Consider the following 23,957-nt stretch of genomic DNA (forward strand, 5'->3'; position numbering starts at 1 on the left):
GACTAACGGATGGGTTCGTGACACCATAGCGCAACGACCTTCCTCACCAGCCGTAAGAATAGTATAAAACGTCGCACCAAAATTTTCATCCTCTGTGGCGCCCGACAGGGCATGGGGGGCTAACGGGAGACGATAGTGTGGAGCTGCCGTAAAGGACAGCTCCTCTTTGATATCGTTGAAGTAACTGGCAGGTTAGTTAAAACATGAGGGTGGTGAATTACAAACTTCTGTAACAATACAAGAAACAATATGCTTCAAAATTATAATATGATATTAGTGTGTAAGTGTTTTCATAGTGATGTGATACGGCGCTCAGAACGGGGGGATTTAAGTGAAACTCACCGACCATAAGGATTATATACGATTCTGGGTTGCCTCGACAATTTCGGACTTTGGCACCTATATTACAACGCTCGCTCTCCAAGTTCTGGTGGTGGTTAACCTAAATGGCAACACAGTCGATGTGGGATGGATTAGTTCGTCTAGGTGGTTGCCGTACGTGTTGCTTGGATTGGTGGCGGGTGTACTTCTTGATCGTGTAAGTCGCCGGCCCGTTTTGGTAATAACACCCCGGATGCGGCCTGCGATGGCATAGAAGCGTGGAATTGCAGAAAAAGTCGGTATACAGTTTTTTACGAGTGTAACAACAAATCAGCTTCCTAAAATCGCAGACTGGATACAAGAACGATTAATAGATACTAACTAAGCCAACCCAAATTGCTCGCCCAGCTCAGCCGGGAATGTGCAGACGGAGAGCCGCAGCTTCATCACCTTAGAGACTCTGGTGGTGCTAAGAATAAGGCCGGATGTGCAAGGTTATCCTCGTTTTCATCCGGTATGTAGGGGTAATGATTGGCCACGGCGATTATTTCTCATTCGACCGCATTTCGGTATGGTTTGCAACCGCATTTTGGATAAACACCGTGTTTATGATCTGATCGGGTCCATAATGCTTCTGGTGTGGCGTGATTGCACTGAGAGCACCAGAGGTTCATGTATTTAAAAATTTTGGATTAAATCATAGTATTCAAAATATTTATCACTTGCCGTTACTCGAGCAGGATCAATAACATTATCCGCTTTCTTTGCACTGTTTAAATAATTATTAAAATCATCCAGTTTCTTAGAGAAATAATAGTTTTCAAGACCTATGTATGATTCTCTGTAAAATTCAATTCCAGAATTGTACTTATTTAGCAATAAACGCATATCATCCGTATTTATGTCAAAGGATGAAGCTTGCCGGTCATTTTGCGGCGCTCGTAGGTGATCTTCTCCATCCCCGGCTCTTGACCTTTTGGGATAGCCAGTACTTCCGCCTCGTTAAACAGGTTCAGTTCCAGTTGATCCGGATTACGAAATGGCAGGATAGTTTCAGCAATAATTAATCTTTACCAGTTATGAGGGTATCGGGATATGGCGTGAATGCTAGTATCACGAAAGGAGCACTGAGGGATTTATGCTGAACGCGGCTGCGGCGTCCCGCGTCTATTTGGCTTGCGGCTCCACAGACATGCGCAAATCCATCGACGGACTGGCAGCGATCGTTCAGGAGCAGTTTTCGCTCAGTCCGTTTTCCTCGGCTTTGTTTGTGTTTTGCAACCATAGACGGGACAAGCTCAAAATTCTGCAGTGGGATCACGCCGGTTTCTGGCTCTACTACCGCCGACTGGAACGGGGGACGTTTCAATGGCCCGCTGAGGGCCGTTCCCCGCTTTGCCTGACGCAGCGGGAATTGCACTGGCTCCTTGACGGCCTTTCGCTGTCTCAGCGGCACGCCCATCCGGCGATCGGGACGGAGCCGATTTCAAGGAGGAAAGTTTGACCAATAAAGTGAATTCTAATGGAAAATCTCCGTGCCCACATCCAACCTCAAAGATCCTAGTATCATGGTCAGATAATTCCTAAACGAAGGCGAAGGTCACCAATGCCCGTCGTTGTAACCGAAGTAGTTATAACGACTGTGATTATTAGATTCTTACTATAGGAGGAATTACGATGAAAATTTTGGTGACAGGCGCAACAGGGAAATTGGGATCACTTGTAGTAGAAACTTTATTGGAAACCGTACAGGCTAAGGATCTTGCCGTCAGCGTTCGCAACCCGGAGAAAGCGGAGAGCCTTCGAGCTCGCGGCGTTGATGTAAGGCTTGGGGATTTTGAACAGCCGGATACGCTAGATAAAGCGTTCGCAGGTATCGACCGCCTCTTGATCGTTTCCACGGACGGCGACAACGAAACTCGGACTCGCCAGCATACTGCGGCTGTAGCGGCTGCTAAGCGCGCTAATGTCGGTTTCATTGCTTATACCAGTTTAGGAAATGCTAGCGAGAACAGGATATTCCTTGCGCCGGTGCATCGTGCCACTGAGGAAGCCATCAGAAACTCGGGGATTCCTTATTCCTACCTGCGCAACAACTGGTACTTGGAGAACGAGACTAGCAGCATTCAAGCAGTCCTTGGAGGAGCACCTTGGTTGACTTCGGCGGGATCCGGCAAAGTAGGCTGGGCGACCCGTCGCGATTATGCACAGGCAGCTGCAGCCGTACTGGCGGACGTTGGCCATGAGAATTCCGTGTATGAACTGTCCGGCAAACTTGCTACACAAGAAGAGCTAGCTTCTGTCCTTGCCGGTGTCTTGGGCCGGGAAGTTCCCGTTCAACAAGTGGATGACGAAACTTATGCCAGCATAATGAGCAGCGTAGGTGTACTTGAACCGGTCGTTCCGATTCTGGTTGGAATTCAGAGTGCGATTCGCGATGGCGCATTGGAAGTCGAGAGCAATGATCTTCAAAAGCTGCTTGGACGTCCGGCCACGTCACTCGAAGAGGGTCTACGTCAAATCGTAAACGAAATTCAGGCTTAATTGAGCGTGCGAAACAGAGGTTGTTCCCGAAGGTCTAATGCGACCGGAGGGATTGCGTCTTTTTTATGCGTGTATGGAAAGTCCGGAGAATGTTTGGGGAATAGTACTTCATTATGAACAGTAATGGAGCGTAGAGGAATGAAAGTATTATCCATGATTCAACCGTGGGCGACTCTGCTTGTTCAAGGCGAGACTCTCTATGAAACAAGATCCTGGAAGACCCGGTATCGCGGACCGTTAGCCATTCATGCAAGCCAGAAAGTCGATAAGCAGGCCTGTAAATATGAACCCATCCGTTCTTTACTCGCCAAGAATGGCTATACGGAACAAAACCTCCCTACGGGGGTTATCCTTGCAACTTGCGAGCTTACGAATTGTTATCAAGTCATCGACGCTAATCATACGTCAGCCATTTTGGATTGCGGGAAGGCGTGACGGGGGATGACTTCCTGTTAGGCGATTACAGTCCAGGTTATTTTGCGTGGGAAATAGCGGGTTTCCGTCTGCTGAAGCCTTATATTCCAGTGAAGGGAAAACTGGGACTATGGGAATATCCGATAGGCGAAGAGTTGATGATATGACCTATGTAAACAATCAATTAATGGAGGTTCTGACTTGACCAATCACTTATTTTCTCCTTATGAAATTAAAGGTTTACAATTGAAAAATCGGGTAGTCATGGCCCCCATGTGCCAATATTCCGTAACCGCTAGGGATGGCAAACCCAACGAATGGCATTACGTTCACTACCTTAGCCGCGCAATTGGCGGTGCAGCCTTGATCATCATGGAAATGACGGACGTTGAGCCGGATGGTCGAATAACCGACTTTGATTTAGGGATTTGGTCCGATGACCATATTCCGGCATTTGCCAGAATTATTGATGGGGTTCATGCTCACGGGGCCAAGATTGGGATTCAAATTGCTCATGCTGGCCGAAAAGCGGAAGATGCTAAAGAGCCAGTGGCCCCTTCCGCTATACCATATCCGGGATCCCGCTATAAGATGCCCCGCGCACTTACAGTCGATGAGGTAAATCAGATGGTACAGCTCTACGCTGATGCAGCCCGCCGGGCTGTTCAGGCAGGCGTAGATATGATTGAGCTTCACGGGGCGCACGGATATTTAATTCATCAGTTTCAATCCCTTTTACCAACAAACGCGAAGATGCGTATGGAAAAGACCTGACCAAATTTGGGGTAGAGGTCATACAGGCGGTCAAAAAGGAAATGCCTGCAGATATGCCGTTATTTTTCCGAATTACTGCCGTAGAGTACGCGGATGGGGGTTATGGTATGGAACATGCCATTAAGTTATCTAAAGCTTACCATGCAGCAGGTGTAGATGTCTTTCATGTAAGTTCTGGCGGGGAAGGACCCGTAGGGGAAAGAAAGCCTGGCAACTACCCAGGTTATCAAGTTCCTTTTGCGCGCAAAATTCGGGAGGCTCTTGGGGTGCCCGTCGTAGCTGTAGGCATGCTTGAGGACCCGGCACTTGCTCAATCCGTCATCTGCAGCGAAGAAGCGGATTTAGTGGCGATCGCCCGTGGCATGCTTCGAGATCCTTACTGGACTATCCATGCTGCTAAATCGCTTAGAAGTGAATATACCACCATTCCAAAGCAATATGAGCGGGCTTATCATTAATGGGAAATAGGGAAGCTATCCGAATGTCATTGAAAGAGAAGCGAGTCATAGTTGTAGGAGGCACATCAGGTATTGGATTATCGACTGCCAAGGCATTTCTGGATGAAGGGGCAAAGGTAGTTATCGCAAGCCGTTCCGCTGCCAAGCTCTCGGAAGCCAAACAAACGCTTGGCGGGAATGTTGAAGCTTACGAGCTGGATTTTCGGAGTGAAGAGAAAGCCGCGGAATTTTTCGAAAAGGTTGGCAAGTTTGATCACTTGGTGATCACCGCGGGCGAAGGCGCGATGGGTGAGTTCCGCGAATTGCCGGTTGAACAGGCGCAAACTGCTTTCGACAGCAAGTTCTGGGGCCAGTATATCACCGTTAAAGCGGCTATCCCCTATTTGAACCAAGAAGGTTCCATCTCCTTGACTTCCGGCGTTTACGGCAAACGGCCTCCGAAGGGGGCATCCACGCTGGCTGCGATCAACACGGCGTTGGAGGGTTTAATGCGGGGATTGACGGTGGATCTTGCCCCGATTCGTGTCAATGTGGTTTCTCCCGGAATCGTAGATACGCCTGTCTACGCAGGTATGCCGGAGGAAGACCGGAAATCCATGTTCAACGCCATTGCACGCCAATTGCCTGTCGGACGGATCGCGCAGTCGGAAGATATTGCCGAAGCTTATGTTTACCTTGCGAAAAACGGATTCACCACTGGCTCCGTTATCCTGATTGAGGGCGGGGCGCTCCTGTCCTAAACTCAGTACGTAAAACATATTAAAGATGCACTGAGAAGGTCATGAATATCTACGCGAGTAGAGTTCATGGCCTATTTTTCAAACAAGCTTTAACCAATATATTCAAGCCACAAGAAGCTCTATGCCCGGAAGGCCGGATCGCTGGCAATTGACCAGCTTTCCACGGGATATCAGGAGAGCTTCGCACAATACGTGTGAAAGTAAATTCGTTCCGGCTCGCCTATTCGAGCTCTCGCCTTCATAGAAAGTTAAAGAAGGGCCGCAGCTGACCCAAGTATTAATTTGCAATAAACTTGAAATCATTCCTTCACCTTAGATTAATATATGGAGTCTATAATAAGAGTCGACCCCCTTTTTTTATATGAAGTAGCTCTACAGCCCGTTGCTGTAGAGTATTTTTTTTCCTTACTGGCTCGATCTTCTTGATGAACGGGGGATCGTATATTGGAGCGAAATCCCGATGTGGGGCTTTCCGAAGGAAGTAGTTGGCCGATCCCGTCGTGATCGGGCGGGGCTACCGGATGATCGAGGAGATGATCGATCGCGACCTGCATCATCCGTGCGTCGTCTTCTGGTCTGTTCATAACGAGATCGATACGAACACCCGGGAAGGCTACGAGATTACGAAAACGTACGTCGATCTGGTGCGAAGCAAAGACACCTCTCGTCTGGTCACCTGCGCTACGCACCGCCCGCTGACGGATCTGACCCTCGGGTTGCTGGATGTCATCGGACTGAACGTGTACTACGGGTGGTACAACGGCAAGGTAGAGGAATTCGATGCGTTCCTGCCCAAATTCCATGCTTATGCGGCATCGGTGGGCGCAGGGGACAAGCCGGTGCTGATGACGGAGTTCGGCGGCGCAGGTATATTCGGCGATGTCGGCTGGGAAGAGGATCGGATGTTCAGCGAGGATTATCAGGCGAAAATTCACGCCAAGGCATTGGCTTCCTTCCGCGCCGACCCGAAGATCGGAGGCACGTACATCTGGCAGTTCGCCGATATTCACAGCGACACGCCCCGATTCCGGGACCGGGCAAGGGGCCCGGGAAGGCAAGGCCGGCACGCAGCAGGAGTAACCGATGCAGTTGCCTGTGCGGATTTTTCATTTCGGCAACTTTAAACTTCTTTGGTCGGCAGGAAAGCGACTCCTTTCATAGAATAAACTCCTATGTATACCATTGTTTTACACCCTTTATACGCTTTCTGGCAATCGATTATCGTATGCATTCAGGTATCATAGGGAGGAGTGGGATGTTGATGAAACATTGGGTTATACTGGCTGACGGCACGGCCGTGCCGGCAATCGGACAAGGTACGTGGCATGTTGGCGATAAGCGTTCTATGAGAAAGCAAGAGATCGCCGCTTTACGGCTAGGTGTGGAGCTCGGGATGAACGTGATCGACACGGCCGAGATGTACGGGGAAGGATTGTCCGAGGAACGGGTTGGTGAAGCGGTCGTCGGCATTCGGGATCAAACGTTTCTAATATCCAAAGTATATCCGCACAATGCCGGACGGGATCGCATAGCGCGTAGCTGTGAGCGGAGCTTAAAGCGACTGAAGACGGATCGGCTTGATCTCTATCTTCTTCACTGGAGAGGCGGCATTCCGTTGAGCGAAACGGTAGAAGGGATGGAGCGGCTCGTCGAAGCGGGGAAAATATTGCGATGGGGCGTCTCGAACCTGGATACAGCCGATATGGAGGAACTCATTCGTCTAACAAACGGTTCGCATTGCGTCGTTAATCAAGTTCTGTATCATCTTGGTTCCCGCGGCATCGAGGTCGATTTGCTGCCTTGGCACAGAGAGCATGGCATTCCTATCATGGCCTATTCGCCGCTCGCTCAAGCAGGGACATTAAGAAAAGGACTCGTTCAGAACCCGGTCGTGCAAGAAATCGCCGAGAACCATCGCATAGAGCCGTTCCAGCTTCTGCTCGCCTGGTGTATACAGAGCGGGGATGTGATTGCTCTGCCGAAAGCATCGACCGAAGAGCATGTGAGACAAAATGCGGCTGCCGGGAATATTGAATTAACGGAAGAAGATATTCGCCGGCTGGATGCGGCGTTTCCAAAGCCTACAAAAAAAGTGCCGCTGGATATCATATAAAAAGATGGCGGCACTTCAGCGAAAACAAGTCCGTAGGCTTCAACGAATAAGACCATTGCCCAGAGCGATGTCTTATTTGCTGTGGAACAACCGTGATAAATCAATCTTCCTGATTTGACCACGGCCTATGGTATAATAAAACACGAATTACAATACCGGAAATTTGGAAGTCATGACAGCTATCCTTTCGAGGACGCGTGTCGGAAAGACGTTCTCCAATAAATAGCGTTCAACGGATGGTTCAACCATAGGAATTTAAAGGCTGGAGGTGTTCATCATGCATCGCGTTAACTTGGATCCAAACGCCTTCAACGCGCAGGTCTTTGAATATGCCTGCCTTGGCATTGCTCTTATTGCTCCGGACGGTTTAATTCTAACCGTTAACCCTGCGATAGAGCGGATCTTCGGATATACCAAGGAAGAGTTTGACGGCAGGCAATTCGGTTTTTTTTCACATCCTGAAGATAAAGTCAAAACGATCAATGACCTGAAGCAGATGATGGAAGACAATAAAAGCGAAGTGCAAATAGAGAAGCGGTATTTGAGAAAGAACGGCGAGACGATGTGGGCGCTTGTTTCCGTCCGGTTGTTCCGTAATGATGAGGGGCAGCCGCTTTATTATATCGCACAGATCATAGATATTTCGGCTCAGAAGGAATCAGAGCAGCGGCTGCAAGAAACGGTTGAACGGTACACGTCGCTCAAAAAATATAATCATGACGCCGTTGTTTCTTTCGATTTGCAAGGAAAAATCATCCACGCAAATACGATGGCGGAGAAGCTGACCGGCTACCGCATTGAGGAAGAACTTAAAGGCATGGAGCTTGCCCATCTGATCGGAAAGCCCAATGTGGAGTGGATTTTGAAAGATGCTCTTCACGATAGCGCGGTAGAAGAAGGAATCGACACGGTTGTCACCAAAGACGGCTATACCATCGAAGTGCTCACCAGTATTGCACCGATCTTTGTAAACAAAAAAAATATCGGCTTTTATCTGATTTGCAAGGACATCTCCGAGCAGAAAAGACTGGTGCTGGCCAAGGAAATGGCTGAAGCTACGAATAAAGCCAAGAGCGAATTCCTTGCAATGATGAGCCATGAAATTCGAACGCCCCTGAACGGCGTCATCGGCATGACCGACCTTCTTCTGGAGGCGAATCTTGAAGTTGAGCATAAAGAATATGTAGAGATCATTCGTAAAAGCGGAGAAACCCTGCTTGGTATTATTAATGACATTCTCGACCTTTCAAAAATTGAGGCGGGAAGAACGGAACTGCAAGAAGAAACTTTCGATTTGCGTTTGTGCATTAAGGACAGCCTTTCTGTCGTTTCCGCCAAGGCGGATGAAAAAGGACTGGAATTATCGTACTCTATCAGTCACGACGTGCCCGAATACATTTATGGGGATGGCGATCGGCTCAAGCAGGTGCTCTTAAATCTGCTGAGCAACGCGGTCAAGTTTACACCTCGCGGGAGTGTATCGGTGGCAGTCAAGAAAGTCAAGGGGGACCGGGCGCGATTGGACTTCACCGTTGCGGATACGGGCATTGGAATCCCGACGGAGCGGCTCGAAGAAATTTTTGAACCGTTCGCTCAGATCGACAGCTTTATGACGCGTAAGCACGAAGGGACCGGTCTGGGGCTTTCGATAAGCAGAAAGCTCTTGGAATTGATGGGCGGGCAAATCCATGCTGAAAGCGATGGCATGAACGGCTCAACCTTTTGCTTCACCATTCCGCTAAACGAAATGACGGCCGCCGACTTCGAACATCCCCAGCATTCGATTTCCAATGCAGTGGATCAACTGAACATATTAATTGCGGAGGACAATGCGATCAACACGCTGGTGTTGAAGAAGCTGCTCGAAAAGATGGGTCACAACGTCTCCGCAGTCGTCAACGGCAAAGAGGCCATTGAAGCGGCGCTTAATGAAACATACGATATCATCTTTATGGATATCAACATGCCTATCGTGAATGGCGTGGATGCGGCGCGAGCGATTAAAGAGAAGCTGCCGTCTGGGAGGTGCCCCCGTATTGTGGCCGTTACCGCGAACGCGATAAAAGGCGATCGCGAGAAATGCCTGGCGGCGGGAATGGACGATTATGTCAGCAAGCCTGTGAAGATCGACATCATTAGAAAAATATTGCTTGCGTATGTGCATAGCCGAGGAAACATAGAACAAAAGCAACCTTATCATTAGGATGAGTTCAAAGTAAATGTGAAACAACCTAAAACCCATGCATGGGGTTTTAGGTTGTTTGAGTTCGCCACTTCTACACGGTGATCGTTACCCGTATGTCCTGCGGATAGTTGCCGAAGTTTTTGCCGAAAAGGCTGACGCCTCCACAATTCCCGCAATTCGCAGCGGATTCGGGAGACGAGATCCGAAAGAGCAGCTCCTGTCCTGCTTGGATGTTCAGTTGATGAATGCGAATGTCGGAAAATCTGACCCCATCGATAAACGTACCTTCATCGGTAATAGAGAGGACCTTAAGAAGTCCGTACTGTGTATCCACCCACCACTCGGGCGTGTATTTTCCGCGCTTGCTGCCAAAATCCCCCGGGCAGGTCCAAGTAGCAACATCGATGTGATTGATGGAGAAGGTAATATCCGACGGCCAATTGTCATTATAAAAAGGCGCCTCCGAGCAAATCTCCAAAGAAACGCTCAAGCTGGACGCGACTTCCTTTCCCACCAAATAATTCGGAATCCGATATTCGACAAAACCGCTTGCAAACCAGAGGTGCTCTGCCGTCATACGTTCGGGATCGTCGAAATAACGCGGATCGTCCATCATGCCGATGCGCTTGTAGGTGGACGCCAAACCGCAAGTGGGGTGAACCTCATGCCGGATGTATTGTCCAACCGGAAGGTCGACCGCGAATCCGCTTTGGCTCCCCGGCTTTTCTTCTTCGGCGGTTCGGAGTACTAACGTCAGCTTATCCACATTCAATGAGCAGCGCTTCTGCGTGCCTCGTTTTCCTACCGTATTCTCCGTGGAAACAATCCCGGCTTCCCCCAGCTTCTGGATGTGCTTTGTAATGATGGCTGAGGACAATCCTAATGCCTCAGCGAGCTCGCCAATGTTATAAGGCTTCGCATTCAATAATTCAATGATCCGAACGCGCGTTTCGGAAGAAAAGCATTCCAGCACGTTCATATTTCTCGTAGTCACGTCTATTTTCATACAGCAAGCTCCTAATCCATCCCATTATATAACCTAAATGTTAATTAATCAACTTTTCGTTGACAAAAAGGAATGAGGGTTCTATTATATTAACCATCATAGAATAAAGATAATTTTTTTATTAAACATAAGAAAAGGAGTGCGGATATGGCTCAAGCATGGATGAGGCAGGAGTATCCTCACACGCAGCTTATGAGGGGCTAATTTCAACCGAGAACCCGGCAGGAGATGAAGAACAGCGGGGGGCAGGTGATCAGACTGGCATTTATGCAAACGTTTTCCGTATTTGAAACCGCTTCATAATTCACCAACTGAAGTTCAAGCCTGAAGTGGGTAAGAATGACATTCGTTTTCGAACATAGTGGATGCACGCAATCGATACTCGGCTTATAGCCGCGTATTTTACCAGCACTGAAAGAAAATCTCCATCATTGACATACATAAGGGGGGCATAGTATTATGAGTCTCAGAAATATACCCCCAATGGGTATATTTTATAAAAGGAGGAAACAATTTGAACAATCAGCAAGTGACAATCAAGATTGAATGTATGGGTTGCAAACCATGTGTAGCCAAATCGAAAATAAACTTGCTACTCTAAAGAAGTAACAGGTAAAGTGGATTTTGAAGAAAGAACAGCAGCAATCATTCTTACTGAGCGCGCTTCACTAGAAGATGTTCTTAATACAATCAAGGGCATGGGATATCAAGCATTTGTTGAATAAAGGATTAAACAGAAATGATGTTATTGGAGGGGCATGAATATGAAAAGTATAGAATATGTGATAGGCAGGGTCATAATCGGTCTTATTTTCGCTTAAATGTGATTCTTCAAATTTATAAGTTGGTAAATTACAGCTGGATGGATGGCAATAAAAGGACTACCTTTCATTGCTTTGCTTCTTGTAGGGGCAATTATAGTGGAGCTAGGTGGCGGATTGATGCTTGCTTTCGGTTATAAGGAAGAATTGTTGTATTTATTTTGGCATTGTTCTTAGTCCCCACGAATCAAACTTTGCATAATTCTTGGGCAGCTCTTGAAGTGATGCGCGCTACCGAACAGTTAAGCTTTCTTCAGAATAATGCCAAAAGTAATGAGGTGCCGACATGAAAACCCTAATAATTCTATGTCACTCTACATTTGAGGAATCTAAAGTAATTAAAACATGGGTTAAACATACTAGAAATCACGATGAACTAACAATCATCATTTAGATATGGTATATCCTGACGAGAAAAATGATGATCAAATAGAAGAGAGTGCTAATGAGTATGTAAGCACCTCCTTAAAATCCATAAATAGTTGGTCTATTTAGTTCTAATATCAAAGCGTGGCTTTTCTATTTGGACTATGCTATCACAATACATTTTGGGGGACTTCCATGAGGATATTATTAATTGGAGCAAGTGGAACGATCGGAAACGCTGTTCGTGAAGAGTTGGCAGACCGCCATGAGTTTATTTCTGCTGGCAGGAATGGTGCCGATGTGTCTGTTGACATTACATCTCCGGAAAGTATCAGAGCCATGTATCAGACGGTTGGTAAAGTAGATGCTGTGGTAAGTACTACTGGAAGCACGCATTTCGGTTCTTTTCTCGAATTGACTCCGGAAAATAATGAGATTTCAATTCAAAGCAAGTTAAAAGGGCAAGTCAACTTAGTATTGCTTGGTCATCATTACGTAAATGATCGTGGTAGTTTTACTTTGACATCGGGAATTATTATGGACGACCCAATTGTAGGTGGGACATCATCCGCGATGGCCGGGGGAGCCCTTAAAGCCTTTGTTACATCCGCGGCAATAGAAATGCCTAGAGGGATACGTATTAACAGTGTAAGCCCTAATGTAGTAAAAGAATCAATAAAGAAGTATGGTCCGTATTTTCCTGGTTTTGAACCTGTGCCTGTAAGCAGGGTTGCATTAGCTTTTCGAAAAAGTGTAGAAGGTGGACAAACGGGCCAAACATATACTGTATATTAAAACAGTATTGCATTAATGGGTAACGATAGCGTGGGGCTGCCTGGAGGAAGTAACGGGCAGGTTAATTCTAGAACAACTAGTGAGTTCTACGGGGTATATAAGGAATGCGGAGTCGTTGTGCTGCTAGACTAAAAAGTGGACACGGAGAACCGAGAATGAGATAGAATAAAAAATATCTTAATTCGAGGTGTCCGACATGACTAAAAAGTACGACAAAGAGTTTAAATTGCAAACGATTCAGATGATTCAAGAAGAAGGTAAAGCGGTGGCGCAAGTATCCCGGGAACTGGGGATAAGTGAAAACACTTTGTAATGTTCCAGAGGATCGTTCTTGTTAGAACGCGACTTATGGAACCTTTTTTATTTTAGGTCAGAATGTGCCCCAGCAGAAACGAGCAGAAACGGTTAACTGAAATTCGATGAAAGCGTATATGTTTGTGTCGCGAAAGCGCATATGTTTGTGTCGCCGAACACTTTGCCGAGGTAAGTGACCGCTCCTTCTATTTCATTTTCTATTACGTAAAACTCAAGTTTGACGAAAGAGACAAGGAACTATCTTAATACTCAAATATACTTACCATTTTGATCCAGCCACAGTGATCAAAGTTTATAAAATAAGCAATTCGTCGGAAGGTTGAAACTGAGAATATAATGTATCATGATGCCCTTCAGGCTGTGCCTGCCGCATAGCGTTCGCAAACGGCTGCTGCGGAGGGATCGGCATTCTACAACGCCCTCTTTAGGGTGGAACGCAAATGGAAGGTTGCCTCACCGGAAGCGCGTTATACCACCCGGCTGGCCGAGAGCAAGCCCATTTTGGACAAGTCCCTGATTTGGCTGGAGACGCAGCGATAGCGGGTATTGCCCAAAGGATTGCACGGACAGGCGATTACCTACAGGTGGGGGAAGCTTAATGTTTTCTTACAAGATGGACGCATCGAGATTCACAACAATCGAAGCGAGAGGTCGATCAAGCCGGTTGTGCTTGGAAGAAAAAACTTTCTCTTTAGCAATACACCGCGCGAGCCAAGGCAAGTGCGATCTACAGTGTCGTGGAAACGGCGAAGGCGAATGCTTTGAAGCCGCATGCATATTTACAGCATTTGTTTGAGCAGTTGCCGCAGCTTGCCGATCCAAAAGATCCGGATGCGTTAAGCAAGTTGGCGCCTTGGTCAACTACTCTGCCGCTGATATGCCGCATATTCTCCAAATAACTCATATCGGTAACTTTCTCGAATAGTGGGGGGCTATTTGGCATGCTTTAACTCATGATCCGCATCTGTTCCTCGCGCGACAGCTCTATTCAAATTCTCATCTGTACGATCTCCTTTCCACGTGTGCTGGATTTGAGTCATACGATGTAAGAACTGACGGGGTTTTGGGCTTGTCCAATACGTTATGGATTTTTGCTGTGTTGTTTGGTCGGCATCTGTTCAGATGGGGTTCCTTTGCCTTGTGTACGGCGGTTTTTCTCATCCTTTGCCTGCTTCTTATGAATACTGTCAACGAACTGTTTCGTATCGTTCGTTCATAGAATGCGCCTCCTTCGTTGTGAGATGTGCTGCCCCATTAGGGTTGCCGAATTTTATTTCCATATTCTTGGTCGTTACTGCAGCTTCCTATACATCGATGGGGACATTCCGGTCAACTTTTTGAACAAACGGTTGAAGTGTGCAGCATCATAATAGCCAAGCTCAATCGCAATATTTTCGATATTAGCTCCAGTTGTTAAGAGCAGCTCCTCAGCCTTCGTAATACGAATCCTATGCATGTATTCAAGAGGAGCCATGTTGTAGTGCTTCCTGAAGCTTGTAATGATATGCGATTCGCTTCTCTTGGCGAAAAGTGCCAGCTCTTTAATAGAAAGAGGCTCCCGGTAATACTCCGTAATATAATTGCGAACCTTCTGAACAACGCTTGGCTGCTTGGTTGATCTTTGCTGCACCATAGACTCTTGATGAATACGCACGATCAATTCCAGCAGCATATACTCACAGATCGGTTTATAATACATATCCTTCTTGGCCCAAATGGTATACATTTGGGCGTAGGACTGCTTTAAATACGAATGAATCGACGCCGTTTTGAATACTACCGCTTTATTATTCAGGTCTGGAAAGTGTTGGAAAACATCGTCTCCTGTAAAATGGATCGAATATTTGGTATGAGCATCTTCATTGACAGCTTCGCCTTGCCGTCCCAACCCCTCTGCAATAAATAATACATCTCCCTTTTCCACGACATACTGAGTCCCCTCGATACGGTATGCACATGCTCCTTTTTCGACAAAAATCAACAAATGATGCGGGGAAGTCAGAATCTTATTATACGCTTTCCATTGTTCGGAAAAGTCCAGCAGAATTACATTTTTAATCGTCATTCACATTCCCTCCGCCTTCGTAATTAAGTGGGTTTCAATTACAAAACGATATTAAAGTATCATACAAGTAAATAAAAGTATCGTAAATAGTAAACATGTAATCCCCTTGATACAATTAAGTTGCAATAAAATTATTATACAATAATGAGCAAATCAAGAAGGGACGTTCTTCAAATGGAAAAGCGACGCAGAGTACTTATTATTGGAGCAGACGGATTAAGGCCAGACAACATAAGTGCCGATCATATGCCCACCTATTGTGAAATCTTGAAGAAAGGGACACGCTTCTCATCTTTTCATTCCTCCTACCCTTCGGCAACCCGCATAAGCATGAGCACATTAACGACAGGCGCATATCCCGGCCGTCATGGCGTATTTGGCAACTGTATGCACATCCCGGGCTTTCCGTTGGACAATGGGTGGGTCCAAACCGGCAATGACCGGCATTTGAGAGCTTTTCATAAAGAGACGGGAGGCCCTTTATTGCTGCTGCCGACATTGGGCGACCGATTGAAGGCTAACGGGAAACGATTTGCAGTCGCAGCTTCCAGCTCGCCTGGCGCTTCGTTCATTTGGGATTTTAACAATCCGGAAAATATTATGAATTCCGCCTCGACCTATGGCAGTCCAAGTCTCGTTGAAGCACACCGTCTGATTGGCCCTCCCGCGGAAGAGACCACGGCGCTCAAGAGAGAAAAGACGCTGTGGGCAGTCAACGTATTGACCGAAACGATTCTGCCCGATCCGGACAACGAGGTTATGGTGCTTTGGATCACAGAGCCGGATGCAGCCAACCACTCTTATGGTTTAGGGTCTCCGGAAGCAATCGAAGCGCTGAAGTTTGTTGATCAATGCGTAACGGATGTAGTGGCATCCATAAAGAGATTAGCTCTTGAAGATCAGCTCGATCTGCTTCTGATCAGCGATCACGGCCACATTAGCGTAGAGCCCCAAAAGCATCTAGGCGATTGGCTGAAGGAGTACGAGAAGGACAATCATTTACCCAAAACGTGGGGGACGTCGGATTATTATGTGTACTACTTCGGCCAAGGGAGTCCAGAACGGTCACAGCTCCAGCATTTGGTGGATTGGTTAAATAAACAGATCTGGTGCGGACTTGTATTTGCCCATCCTGAATATGCGAACGGGCTTTCGGGAGTTATCAGTATGGAGGAGCTGCTGGGACCTATTGAGCATAACCGAATTCCCGTGCTTGCCGTGAATCCCGTATGGAGCGATTCCCCTAATCTGTTTGGCGTTCCGGGTATTTTACACAACATTTCCAAGGACAGGCGATCTACTCACGGATCGACGAGTCCCTACGAGATGAAAGCTTTCTGCGTCGGATATGGTCCGGATTTTAAGGAAAACGCTGTATCTGACATCCCCTGCGGGATTGTAGATATTGCCCCGACCGTTTGTCATCTCTTGGGGCTATCGGAGAACGGTTTTGATGGGCGCGTTCTTTATGAAGGATTCAAGGGCGTAGACGACATTCCGCAATGCTCGGAGAAGGTGATATTCGCCGACCCCGAGGAAACGAAAGGACTCCGTATATTCCAAGTCAACGGAACCCGATATATCGGCGGCTCCTTCTTTAAGGAATAGTCGCGATAGCAAGGCAAACCATATTATTAAACGAGGTGGACACGATGAATCTTGTTAAATTAGCAAGCATCAGTACTGCAGTTCTCATCGCCATGCAGGTGACAATCGGTTGTGCCAGCGAATCCGCTGCTCCGGCAGCAAGTCCGGAGCCCAAGAGCAATCTGCTCGACACGATCAGTGAACCGATCACTTTGAAGGCGTATATCCCTACGCTGGATGACGCCAAATACAAACAATATTTCGCTGATCCAATCGCAAAGAAGTTTCCAAACGTAAACTTGGTTCGGCTGTCTCCTAAAGCTACTACCGGCAAGGCCGGTATGGAGGAGCTGATTGCTCAAGGCGAAACGCCCGACCTGTTCTACACGACACCGGCATGGTTCGGCAAGCAGAAGCCGATGGAGGTATTTGACGATCTTACGCCGTTAATAAAAAAATACAATTTTGACCTGCAGCGTCTGCAGCCTACACTGCCTGTCCAAATGAAAGCTTACTCGGATCCGGGAAAAATCGAATTCATGCCCGTATCCAGAGAAACGCTAGTTCTGATGTACAACAAGGGGTTGTTTGACCGATTTGGCGTTCCTTATCCGAAGGATAAGATGACCTGGGAGGAAGTTCGGGTCTTGGCAGGAAAGCTTACCCGTAACGAAGAAGGGAAAACGTACCGCGGCTTGGATATAACCCCCAACTTCTTAATTCACAGCAATCAGAGATCCATTCCTCTAGTTGACAACAAAACCAATACTCCATTGATTGCAAGCAACGCTTGGACCGATTATTTGAGTGAGCTGTTGAAAATATACGAGGTACCCGGGAACCGTCCAACCAGCAAAAATTTTGGCTCGCTCAATTCTTTCTTTAAGGATCAGGATGTGGCGATGTATGTAGGCCACCTGGCACATATGGATACCGTAGCCCGCCTTGAAAAAGGCTTGATGGATTGGGACTTAGTGACAATGCCGGTCTTCAAGGATCTCCCGAACCTAGGCACGCAGGAATATACAAGACTTTTAGCCATTACTCCCACCTCTAAGAATAAAGATGCCGCCTTTAAAGTCATTGCTCATCTTCTTTCCGACGAGGTCCAGCTCGAACAGAACAAGAGCGGAGTCATGACCGTTCTAAAGGATGATGCTATCAAAAAGCAAATTTTCAAGGACCTTAAGGATTTGGATGGGAAAAATATCAATGCTATTACGGCCCTGGAGACCGCTCCAACTAAAGAAACAAGTATACACATGGATTATGTCGTAACAGCGGCGGTAAGGGCAGTCGAGGCGATTGTAACGGGATCCACAGATTTGAACACCGCATTGCGGAAAGAAGCGGATGTTGCCAAAGGGAACATTGATCAAGTCATTAAATCGGGTCAATAGGCAAGTGACTTCAGCTAATTCATGCCGGAGAAAGGGCAGCGCTCATTTATGGAGATCCATATTTATCAACTAATCGAGGGAGCACGCAAGGCCAAGGGCTTGACCGTTATCATCGATGTTTTCCGGGCTTTCTCGGTTGCCTGCTTTGTAACAGCCAATGGTGTCAAGGATTTAATTCCGGTTGGAGATATCCAGACGGCGTACAGGTTAAAAGAGGAAAATCCGAATTACATTTTAATGGGAGAAAGGGGAGGGCTCATTCAGCCCGGCTTCGACTACGGGAATTCCCCTTCTTCCATTGAATTCGTGGACTTTACAGGTAAGACGGTCGTGCATACAACAAGCGCGGGTACGCAAGGAATCGCGAATGCAGTAGGCGCGGATGAAATCATTACAGGCAGCTTTGTAAACGCTCAAGCCATAATCGATTACATCCGTATGAAAGAGCCGGCCAACGTATCATTAGTATGCATGGGGTGGGAGGCGAAGGAAGAAGCGGACGAAGATACGCTGTTTGCACAATATGTGAAGAAGGTCCTGGAAGGACAGCCGGGAGATTTCAATTCCATCGCACACTTTATGCGTCACGAAAGTAGAACAGGAAAGTTTCTGGATACGCGCGATCCGGCGTCCGCTCCTCCCCGAGATTTTGATCTGTGCTTAAGCTTGGATAAGTTCAATTTTGTCCTAAAAGCAGAGCCCTACAGGGAATCGTTGGTTCGATTGCAAAAAATAAACCTATAACCGGCTGTCTCATGATGGTATGAAGCTAATCTGCGATCTCACTGAATCATCGATGGCTCGTTTTATAATGCGTGCTCCCTAATGATTTATTTGTTTTTTTTCTACGACTAACCAATTAACATACAATACCATTTTTCTACTTCTTCCAAGTATTTTGCGGGGTTCCTTCTAAACCTACGGCGTTTTGTTGTACCAATTAAACGTGCCTGCCACTCTAGACGTTCCTTATTCAAGTCATTGTTAGGGACACTTTGTAGCCGTTGTTCAAGATTTTTCATTGACGAAAATAAGACAATGTCTGCCGCGTCCTTGTTGGGACGGGGCGATACCACTGGTATGCATCCCCAACACGTTCCGGTAGAAGCGAATAGTCGAATCCAGATCCACTGTCAGCAAGGCAATGTGATGAATACCTTGCCAGGGAAGTTGAAATGTTTGCTCTGTGAAAGACATACTTCATCTACTCCTTCTCTTTTTCTAGACGATATATAAGGGCACATAGGCATGGCGAGGATCGCGAACGATAGGCCCTTGCATTTCCCGCTATTTTGCCCGTTCGAGAAACGCAGTTGGCGTGCAGCCCGATCATGTCTTGAATTCATGGATGACATGGGCTTGATCATGATAGCCAAGACGAGAAGCGGCGTCAGCGAAAGAAAGGGCTGGCTCCTGAATCAATGAGTTAAGCAGCGCCTCGAAGCGAAGGATACGTGCGAACATCTTGGGCGATACGCCTATGCGCTGCTTAAATCGTCGTTCAAATTGGCGCAAGGAGAGATCACAGTCAGCGGAAAGTGCACTCATACGGATATGACCTTGTGTACTGTAAAGCCGTTCAAGTGCAAATCGCAGAAAAGTCAAATCGGCAAGAGTCCAGCGCGTTCGCGCGTCGTTAAATTGCTGCGAGCAAAGGATTTGCCTGGCATAAGAACTGCGGCGTATCGTTCCCTCCAATGTGAGGGCAAGTCGGAGCCAGATTCCATCACGTGGTACAGTGAGCGGCATAGGTATGAATTCGTTCACGCCACTAAGTGTATCTATGAGAAATTTCGAAAAGCCTCAAACAGAACAACAAATATCTTTACGAAGTTACGTCGATCAATACGTATCCAGGCTCACAATTTAAGAAGTAAAATGCATTGAAACCCATCGCAACTAGCGGTGGGTTTTCCTCTGTTGGGAATGGGATAAGGTTCTTGTCATTTATGAGATAAGGTTCTTGTCATCCTGTCCGGCGACACAAACATGAGTGCTTTTAGATCCCCGTCAATTGGGGATTTTTTATTTCAAAGCACCTATGTTTGTGTCGCGAGGCCACGACACAAACATAGGTGCATAATCGTTTTGCGACACAAACATAGGTGCATAATCGCGGTGATAGTAAAGGTTGAATTTGTAATGTTTGTTCAAATGGCCATTAAGCTAAAGGGCAGGATAGCAGAATTTGTTAGCCTATTATTTAGTAAAGACATTACCGCTTACTGGACTATAGTCGTGCCATAAATTGGACTTGGGATGGTTACGGGACATTTCTTCTCCGAGATAAAATGAGCTATATAAAATTCAACTGGAGAGGAATATTTTATGGATAATTTGAGGAAAGTTCCGCAATAGATAAAAAAGTCGTTTCTTTTCTGGCTCGTTGCAATCGCAGCAGGAGTATTTGAAATGGTTATCTCCGTTATTGAAATACTATCAAGAGACTCAGGACTAGGAAGTAGTATATTCATCGCGGTTGGGACCAGAACGATAATCTTCGCAGGACTTGTTTATATCATTATAAAGATGTACCGAGGAAGAAACTGGGCGCGTATAGTCTTAGCAATACTTCTTGGGGGGATTGGAACTTTATCATTGGTTATTGATCCAGTCAAGTGGATTTTGGATGGGAATTCATTGGGTGGAGCCTTTTCTAGTATGACACTACACTCTTTTCTGTTTGGACTAAGTCGAATTGTTCATCTTGCCTCGGTAATAACGGCATTGATTCTTATGTTTCGACCTGCAGCCAATAAATATTTTTTTGCAGGGGCTTAAACGTTGTGATCATTCATACGGGTAACGATAGCGCAAAAAAATTCATTAACGAGGCCGCCGCAGGATCGATCTGGCGGCCTCGTTAAGCTAAAGGGCAGTTATCTTCGAAAATTATGTTAGAATAGCAGGATTGTTGATATAGTGGTAATATTTAACTGGGTATAGATGGGGGGAGTTTATGATTAATCTTTTGAAGAAGTGCAGCAATGTTTGAAGGAAAATGATTATACGAAATTTATAGATACATTAGAAAAATACGAATATCCTGCAGGATCTATCCTGCCATATCAGGTGTTGGAAAATGCTCTTGAGTATAACCGAATGGATTGGGCGTTCGACATTATTGACAGATACAGAATTGATAATTTGAATGACAAGGACAACCCCATAATCACGGCGGCCGCTAGGTATGGCAATAAATCGATATTTGAAAAGTTAATTACGCTCGGTGTGGATATTAACGCTATGACTCATGGGAAAACTTCTGCTGTTTATAGGGCGATTGCTTTTCAAAATTATGAAGGTATCCGTGATTTGCTTGAGCTTGGCTTTAATATGAAATCATACTCTGGCGGAAAAGCACTTCGCACAGCAGCTTGGAAAGGCGAGTTTGAAATGGTCCGCTTATTCGTCGAAAATGGAGCGGACGTCAATTTCAATGGTGCCGATCAGGTTTTTCCGTACTGTACGACCCCCGTCCAAATGGCTGCAGACGGAAATCATTTTGAAATCGTCAAATATTTGGTTGAGCACGGTGCAGACGTGACGATTAGAGACAAGTACGGAAACCGTGCGTTTCTAGAGGCACAACGACATAATAATAAGGAAATGATGGATTTTATTAAGCAGCTTGAACCGTCCATATGGCATGAAGCAGATAAACGGGCAGTAGAGCTTAAAAAGATGGGAATGCCGTCAGACATCATCAAATGGCTCGGAAATGAAAACCGTCGCATTGACCTCCCCGAGACATGCCCTACAGAATACATTGAGTTTGAAACAATCTTTGACGTGAAGCCGATAGAATGGAAAGGTAGGGTATTTCTAGACTTTGCAAAAGACGTCGAAAATTATGGCGGTACCGGTTTTATCATATGGATCCCTGATCAAAAGTGTTTAGGTAGCTTGGATGTGGAGCATGAAGAGCTATTCATCTTTCGGGGCGTGAAGTGGAACAAATTCATTAAGAGGTTGCCGGTCTTCGTCAATCATGTGTTGAATGGTCAGCCGATTGATGAGCTCTATAAATAAGGCTTCTCGGTTTATGCAGCATAATTAAAAATCTGCAGTAACATTTTTGAGAATACATACAGAAGAGAACCATTTTTGGTTTAGCTAAACTAATTTTGTTGAAATAACGGGAACGATAGTGTGGAGCTGCCGCAGGGTAGCTCCACTTTTATACTCATTGAAGTAACGGGAGTTATGCTGAATGCTTTAGGGTTATAATGAATTTATTCAAATTCAGCGTTTAAGAAAGGAAGTCCAGAATGGATAACAAAACCGAGAAAGAAAAAATGTTAGCTGGAGAATTATATCTTGCTTCCGACCCACAGTTAACCAAAGAACGTGAGAATGTAAGAAAAATGTCTCGATTGTTCAATCAAACCCTGGAGACTGAATATGAAAAGCGAACAGAAATCCTTAAGAATCTTTTCGGATCAACAGGCTTGAGCCTCTATATTGAACCCACGTTTCGTTGTGATTACGGCTACAATATCCATGTAGGTAACAATTTTTAGGTAAGCTTTGATTGTGTGATTTTGGATGTATGTGAAGTCCGTATCGGTGAAAATTGTTTTATAGCACCTGGCGTACATATCTATACAGCCACTCACCCACTCAATCCTTTTGAACGGGTTTCTGGTGCTGAATTCGGGAAACCTGTAACGATTGGTAACAATGTTTGGATAGGAGGAAGAGCGGTAATAAATCCAGGCGTAACAATCGGGGATAATGTGGTTATAGCGTCAGGAGCAATAGTGACTAAAAACATTCCCAATAATGTTGTCGTAGGAGGAAACCCTGCAAAAGTTATTAAGAACATTGATATTTAATTGATTCTTTAATATCTGACTGGAATGTTAACGGGTAACGATAGTGTGGAGCTGCCGCAATGGACAGCTCCTCTTTGATGTTCATTGAAGTAACGGGCAGGATACTTCCAATATGTGCTAATATAGTTTGCATACGAAGGAGCAGAGAAAGGAGATGTATTTTATCGATGTTTGCCGTCATAGCTGATATACACGGGAACTATCCTGCTTTAAAGGCTGCACTCCAAGCAATTGATCAATTTAACGTAAATCATATATATTGCCTTGGTGACATGATTGGTATCGGTCCGGATAGTAATGAAGTACTCGATATGTTGTTTTCTAGGGATGATATTTCAATGGTCACCGGTAACCACGATGAAGCTGTCCTAGCTTTACTTAATGGCGAAGAATATCCGGTTAGCCATTCGCATGTTAGGAGTCATCATGAATGGATAGCCAATAGACTTGATTTTTCCTTTATTGAAAAACTGAGGAGTTTGCCGAGGTCTATAGAACTTACACAAGATAACCTAAGAGTCCTATTAATTCATTACCACATAAAGCAATCCAAACTTATCGAACATATCAGTAATGATCCATTCAGTTCAATTGTGGAACCAAGTTTAGATAATTTATCTAAGTTGTTCTCTGATCGTCAAGAAAATCTTATTTGTTTTGGTCATCACCATCCTATCCATTATTTTAATCATCAAAGTCGAACGTACTTAAATCCAGGTTCTCTTGGTTGTAATAATAAGCCGACCGCACGTTTTGCACTTGTTGATGTTGCAGGCGTTCAATCAAGGACAGAATTAAACGATGTCAATTATGATAATACAGATTTTTTAAAATCATATTCGAAGTTAAATGTCCCAGATCGTGAGTTTATCCTAAAGGTTTTTCACGGCGATCAGCTTCGTTGATTACGCTAACGGGATACGATAGTGAGGAGCTGCCGCAGGGTAGCTCCAATTTTATACTCATTGAACGAACAGGATAATTTAGTTATATATTGAATAATTCCTATGAACTAATGATGTTTGGGAGGGACGAAAAGCTTGATTATTCCAGAATTAATATTGGTACTCGAACTTATTTACGAACGGCTTTCAATGACCCAAATTAATTGGGCTCTCACAGGAAGTACAAGCTTTGCATTACAAGGATTGCCGTATGAACCTGGAGACATCGATATTCAAACAGACCAACAAGGAGCATATGAAATTGAATCGT

At 45.8% G+C, this 23,957-nt stretch carries 22 protein-coding genes and 4 pseudogenes; 21 read left to right on the top strand and 5 right to left on the bottom strand.

The features are described from left to right. Positions 1 to 331 precede the first annotated feature (331 nt). The 9 genes and pseudogenes from ACFQI7_RS36235 to ACFQI7_RS36275 all read left to right on the top strand — a co-directional run bounded on the left by ACFQI7_RS36235 (position 332) and on the right by ACFQI7_RS36275 (position 9,567). The gene (locus ACFQI7_RS36235) at positions 332 to 595 is read left to right on the top strand and encodes an MFS transporter (protein ID WP_218103110.1); all 264 of its coding nucleotides are present in this window, start codon (positions 332 to 334) and stop codon (positions 593 to 595) included. An 864-nt stretch (positions 596 to 1,459) separates the two neighbouring features. Then, complete coding sequence (tnpB, locus tag ACFQI7_RS36240; RefSeq protein ID WP_218103111.1) at positions 1,460 to 1,825, top strand: IS66 family insertion sequence element accessory protein TnpB; 366 nt, start codon at positions 1,460 to 1,462, stop codon at positions 1,823 to 1,825. Between the two features lie 173 nt (positions 1,826 to 1,998). Beyond that, a complete protein-coding gene (locus tag ACFQI7_RS36245; RefSeq protein ID WP_218103112.1) occupies positions 1,999 to 2,865 on the top strand; it encodes an SDR family oxidoreductase in 867 nt (288 codons plus the stop codon). Between the two features lie 138 nt (positions 2,866 to 3,003). Next, positions 3,004 to 3,446, top strand: a pseudogene (locus ACFQI7_RS36250) (2-oxoglutarate dehydrogenase E1). Positions 3,447 to 3,480: 34 nt separating this feature from the next. Then, positions 3,481 to 4,511 (top strand): annotated as a pseudogene (locus tag ACFQI7_RS36255) (NADH:flavin oxidoreductase/NADH oxidase). A 23-nt stretch (positions 4,512 to 4,534) separates the two neighbouring features. Beyond that, positions 4,535 to 5,251, top strand: coding sequence for an SDR family oxidoreductase (locus ACFQI7_RS36260; RefSeq protein ID WP_218103113.1), 717 nt, complete (start codon positions 4,535 to 4,537; stop codon positions 5,249 to 5,251). A 485-nt stretch (positions 5,252 to 5,736) separates the two neighbouring features. Then, positions 5,737 to 6,375, top strand: coding sequence for a glycoside hydrolase family 2 TIM barrel-domain containing protein (locus ACFQI7_RS36265; RefSeq protein ID WP_218103114.1), 639 nt, complete (start codon positions 5,737 to 5,739; stop codon positions 6,373 to 6,375). Positions 6,376 to 6,506: 131 nt separating this feature from the next. Then, positions 6,507 to 7,364: an aldo/keto reductase gene (locus tag ACFQI7_RS36270; RefSeq protein ID WP_377518506.1), complete on the top strand. Its 858-nt coding sequence runs from the start codon at positions 6,507 to 6,509 to the stop codon at positions 7,362 to 7,364. 277 nt (positions 7,365 to 7,641) lie between these two features. Continuing rightward, the gene (locus tag ACFQI7_RS36275; RefSeq protein WP_218103116.1) at positions 7,642 to 9,567 is read left to right on the top strand and encodes a PAS domain S-box protein; all 1,926 of its coding nucleotides are present in this window, start codon (positions 7,642 to 7,644) and stop codon (positions 9,565 to 9,567) included. Between the two features lie 73 nt (positions 9,568 to 9,640). Here the strand turns inward: ACFQI7_RS36275 and ACFQI7_RS36280 are convergent, their stop codons facing one another. Beyond that, entirely contained in the window at positions 9,641 to 10,555 is a 915-nt protein-coding gene (locus ACFQI7_RS36280; RefSeq protein WP_218103117.1) for an ArsR/SmtB family transcription factor, read from the bottom strand. Between the two features lie 866 nt (positions 10,556 to 11,421). Here ACFQI7_RS36280 and ACFQI7_RS36285 point away from each other — a divergent pair. The 5 genes from ACFQI7_RS36285 to ACFQI7_RS36305 all read left to right on the top strand — a co-directional run bounded on the left by ACFQI7_RS36285 (position 11,422) and on the right by ACFQI7_RS36305 (position 13,751). After that, a complete protein-coding gene (locus tag ACFQI7_RS36285; RefSeq protein ID WP_377518508.1) occupies positions 11,422 to 11,553 on the top strand; it encodes a hypothetical protein in 132 nt (43 codons plus the stop codon). A gap of 384 nt (positions 11,554 to 11,937) precedes the next feature. Then, the gene (locus tag ACFQI7_RS36290) at positions 11,938 to 12,537 is read left to right on the top strand and encodes a short chain dehydrogenase (RefSeq protein ID WP_218103118.1); all 600 of its coding nucleotides are present in this window, start codon (positions 11,938 to 11,940) and stop codon (positions 12,535 to 12,537) included. Positions 12,538 to 12,733: 196 nt separating this feature from the next. Continuing rightward, positions 12,734 to 12,850 carry a transposase gene (locus ACFQI7_RS36295; RefSeq protein WP_218103119.1) on the top strand — a complete coding sequence of 39 codons (117 nt, stop codon included), beginning with the start codon at positions 12,734 to 12,736 and terminating at the stop codon, positions 12,848 to 12,850. Between the two features lie 560 nt (positions 12,851 to 13,410). Continuing rightward, positions 13,411 to 13,617, top strand: a complete 207-nt coding sequence (locus tag ACFQI7_RS36300) for an IS66 family transposase (protein WP_230415713.1) — start codon at positions 13,411 to 13,413, stop codon at positions 13,615 to 13,617. After that, positions 13,590 to 13,751 (top strand): transposase domain-containing protein, encoded by a 162-nt coding sequence (locus tag ACFQI7_RS36305; RefSeq protein WP_230415706.1) that lies wholly within the window; start codon positions 13,590 to 13,592, stop codon positions 13,749 to 13,751. The genes ACFQI7_RS36300 and ACFQI7_RS36305 overlap by 28 nt, the downstream gene beginning before the upstream one ends. A 182-nt stretch (positions 13,752 to 13,933) precedes the next feature. Here ACFQI7_RS36305 and ACFQI7_RS36310 read toward each other — a convergent pair. Both ACFQI7_RS36310 and ACFQI7_RS36315 read right to left on the bottom strand, forming a co-directional pair. Further along, a pseudogene (locus ACFQI7_RS36310) lies at positions 13,934 to 14,047 on the bottom strand (DUF4023 family protein); the annotation flags it as partial. Between the two features lie 96 nt (positions 14,048 to 14,143). Next, positions 14,144 to 14,917 carry a helix-turn-helix domain-containing protein gene (locus ACFQI7_RS36315; RefSeq protein ID WP_218103122.1) on the bottom strand — a complete coding sequence of 258 codons (774 nt, stop codon included), beginning with the start codon at positions 14,915 to 14,917 and terminating at the stop codon, positions 14,144 to 14,146. A 174-nt stretch (positions 14,918 to 15,091) separates the two neighbouring features. Here ACFQI7_RS36315 and ACFQI7_RS36320 point away from each other — a divergent pair, with 174 nt between their 5' ends. The 3 genes from ACFQI7_RS36320 to ACFQI7_RS36330 are packed head-to-tail and all read left to right on the top strand — an operon-like array spanning position 15,092 to position 18,648. Beyond that, on the top strand, positions 15,092 to 16,525 hold the full coding sequence (locus ACFQI7_RS36320; RefSeq protein WP_218103123.1) for an alkaline phosphatase family protein: 1,434 nt from the start codon (positions 15,092 to 15,094) through the stop codon (positions 16,523 to 16,525). A 44-nt stretch (positions 16,526 to 16,569) separates the two neighbouring features. After that, entirely contained in the window at positions 16,570 to 17,904 is a 1,335-nt protein-coding gene (locus tag ACFQI7_RS36325; protein ID WP_218103124.1) for an ABC transporter substrate-binding protein, read from the top strand. Positions 17,905 to 17,952: 48 nt separating this feature from the next. Then, the gene (locus tag ACFQI7_RS36330; RefSeq protein WP_218103125.1) at positions 17,953 to 18,648 is read left to right on the top strand and encodes a 2-phosphosulfolactate phosphatase; all 696 of its coding nucleotides are present in this window, start codon (positions 17,953 to 17,955) and stop codon (positions 18,646 to 18,648) included. A 264-nt stretch (positions 18,649 to 18,912) separates the two neighbouring features. On the opposite strand, the gene ACFQI7_RS36335 is transcribed toward ACFQI7_RS36330, so the two are convergent. Both ACFQI7_RS36335 and ACFQI7_RS36340 read right to left on the bottom strand, forming a co-directional pair. After that, entirely contained in the window at positions 18,913 to 19,101 is a 189-nt protein-coding gene (locus tag ACFQI7_RS36335; protein WP_218103126.1) for a VOC family protein, read from the bottom strand. Positions 19,102 to 19,233: 132 nt separating this feature from the next. Then, complete coding sequence (locus ACFQI7_RS36340) at positions 19,234 to 19,653, bottom strand: AraC family transcriptional regulator (protein WP_377518514.1); 420 nt, start codon at positions 19,651 to 19,653, stop codon at positions 19,234 to 19,236. A gap of 1,242 nt (positions 19,654 to 20,895) precedes the next feature. On the opposite strand from ACFQI7_RS36340, the gene ACFQI7_RS36345 reads away from it, so the two are divergent. From ACFQI7_RS36345 to ACFQI7_RS36360, 4 genes and pseudogenes are all read left to right on the top strand, one after another. After that, a complete protein-coding gene (locus ACFQI7_RS36345) occupies positions 20,896 to 21,936 on the top strand; it encodes an ankyrin repeat domain-containing protein (protein ID WP_230415708.1) in 1,041 nt (346 codons plus the stop codon). Between the two features lie 239 nt (positions 21,937 to 22,175). Then, a pseudogene (locus ACFQI7_RS36350) lies at positions 22,176 to 22,742 on the top strand (maltose acetyltransferase domain-containing protein). A 167-nt stretch (positions 22,743 to 22,909) separates the two neighbouring features. Beyond that, positions 22,910 to 23,647, top strand: coding sequence for a metallophosphoesterase family protein (locus tag ACFQI7_RS36355; RefSeq protein ID WP_218103129.1), 738 nt, complete (start codon positions 22,910 to 22,912; stop codon positions 23,645 to 23,647). Positions 23,648 to 23,803: 156 nt separating this feature from the next. After that, positions 23,804 to 23,957 (top strand): nucleotidyltransferase domain-containing protein (locus ACFQI7_RS36360; RefSeq protein WP_377518516.1); only part of this gene is annotated, 154 nt, incomplete at its 3' end.

The sequence above is a fragment of the Paenibacillus allorhizosphaerae genome (assembly GCF_042659105.1).
Classification (GTDB): domain Bacteria; phylum Bacillota; class Bacilli; order Paenibacillales; family NBRC-103111; genus Paenibacillus_G; species Paenibacillus_G allorhizosphaerae.